The sequence below is a fragment of the uncultured Campylobacter sp. genome (genome assembly GCF_937949835.1).
Classification (GTDB): domain Bacteria; phylum Campylobacterota; class Campylobacteria; order Campylobacterales; family Campylobacteraceae; genus Campylobacter_B.
In genome coordinates, this window is sequence record NZ_CALEDC010000163.1 from 1 (window position 1) to 1841 (window position 1841).

The window sequence follows — 1841 nt, forward strand, 5'->3', positions numbered from 1 at the left end:
TTTTGCGCCTCACATATGCGCAAGCGCGCTGTTAAGCAGCCATAAAAAGCCGACCAACGCGCCCGTGGAACACGCAAGCACAAGCGCAGAGAGGATCAGAAAAATTTTATCCTTTCTACGGCGCTCGGGTTCGTTTTTTGATCTGATAAATTTTACTAAACGCACGACGAACCAAATAAACGAAACGATCGGCAGCGCGAACAAAAGGAAAATAAAAATCGAGAAAGAATCCATATCTCACCTTCAAAATTTAATGCGCAAAGCGATATTTCGACGTAATACGAGCGCAAAATTTTAGACAACCTATACGCACGCCGCTGGCTAAAATTTCAACCGGGCGATGCGTCCTTGCATATCGCCCAAATAAGGCGGAATTTCGCGGATTTTAAGCGAGCGGCAAGAGCGAAATTTAAATGCCGATAAAATTTTAAAAAACCGCGAATTGCTAAATTTGCTAAATTTAGCGCGCCGCTATAAAACGCCCTTCGTGCTAGGCACGCCGGCGCGCTCGTTGATACTTATCGCGCGACGAAATGCAACGGCAAACGCCTTAAACGCGGCTTCTGCGACGTGGTGCAGATTTTCGCCGCGAATTTGGTTTATATGCAGCGTAAAATTTGCATTGAAAGCCAGAGCGCGGAAAAATTCCTCCACGAGCTCGGCGTCGAATTCACCGATCTTGCCGCGCTTTAGGCTCGGGCAATCAAATACTAAAAACGCGCGGTTGGAAAAATCAAGCGCCGTAGAAATCGCCGCCTCGTCCATCACGACGACACTATCGCCGAAGCGCTCGATGTTTTGCGCGGGATAGATCGCCTCTTTGATCGCGCTTCCGAGCACGATGCCGCAGTCCTCGACGCTGTGGTGAAAATCGACCTGCAAATCGCCCTCGCAGCGCAGGTTTAGATCTATCCACGCGTGCTTGGCAAACGCGCTAAGCATATGATCAAAAAAACCGATGCCCGTTTGTATCTGCGCCGCGCCGCATCCGTAAAGCTCCAGCTCAAGCTCGATTTTGGTCTCTTTCGTAGCCCTATTTTTGCTTATCATCGCGCAATCCTTAAAACTAAATTTTGTTTGAAATCTATCTAAATTTCACTAAATTTCGGTTAAAATCTCAGCCAGCTTTTCGGAATTTACGCTACCGATCTGGCGCAGGCTCGCAATCTCGGCGCCCTCTTTAAAAAACAGAATCGTAGGCGGACCGAATACGTTAAAATGCGCTTTTATCGCCCTATTTTGCTCGCTATCTTCGCTAAGATCGATCTTTAAGAGGCTAAATTTATCAAGCGCGCCGGCAAGTGCAGGATCTGCAAACGCCCGCTCGCTCTGCTCGCAATTTTTGCACCAGCTAGCCCAAAAATCGACTATCACCGGCTTTTTGGAATTTTCTATTTCGCCCCGCAGCTGCGCCAAATCGCGCACAAACGAAAAATGTGCGCCGCCAAAATTTTGAGCGCTAGAAATTTCGCCCGCTTGCAAGCCCTCGCTCAAGCCGTCCCTGGAATATATCGCGTTTTGCGGGATTAGATTACCAAGCGGCCTGGAAAAATCTTTCGCGCCGCTGGCAAAGCCCGCGAGCAGCAGCGCCGAATATAGCGCGATTATAAGAGCCAAAGCGCGCTTGATTCCGCCCGCACCGCCGTCAAACAGCCCCAAAAATCCTGCGAAGATCGCGCCTAAAACCGCGTAAATCAGCAGGCTTAAATTTTCGCCGATGAGCGTGCGCGAAATCCACACCGCCGTAAAAAGCAGCAAAAAGCCAAAAATTTTAGGCACCGCCTCCATCCAAGCTCCGGGCCTCGGTAGTGCGCCGCCAAGCCCAACTACAAGCAGCAGCG

Annotated in this window: 3 protein-coding genes; all 3 read right to left on the reverse strand. The window is 49.8% G+C overall.

From position 1 onward, the window contains the following. Positions 1-9: 9 nt before the first annotated feature. Positions 10-234 carry a hypothetical protein gene (locus Q0256_RS03530; RefSeq protein WP_297960095.1) on the reverse strand — a complete coding sequence of 75 codons (225 nt, stop codon included), beginning with the start codon at positions 232-234 and terminating at the stop codon, positions 10-12. Between the two features lie 237 nt (positions 235-471). Further along, positions 472-1050, reverse strand: coding sequence for an imidazoleglycerol-phosphate dehydratase HisB (hisB, locus tag Q0256_RS03535; RefSeq protein ID WP_297960097.1), 579 nt, complete (start codon positions 1048-1050; stop codon positions 472-474). A 48-nt stretch (positions 1051-1098) separates the two neighbouring features. Beyond that, the coding region (locus Q0256_RS03540) for a thioredoxin domain-containing protein (RefSeq protein WP_297960099.1) at positions 1099-1841 on the reverse strand (743 nt) is incomplete at its 5' end.

Bases quoted from the DNA above. Each gene is read 5' to 3' on its own strand.
- hisB (WP_297960097.1), bottom strand. From the start codon at position 1,050: ATGATAAGCAAAAATAGGGCTACGAAAGAGACCAAAATCGAGCTTGAG.
- Q0256_RS03530 (WP_297960095.1), bottom strand. From the start codon at position 234: ATGGATTCTTTCTCGATTTTTATTTTCCTTTTGTTCGCGCTGCCGATC.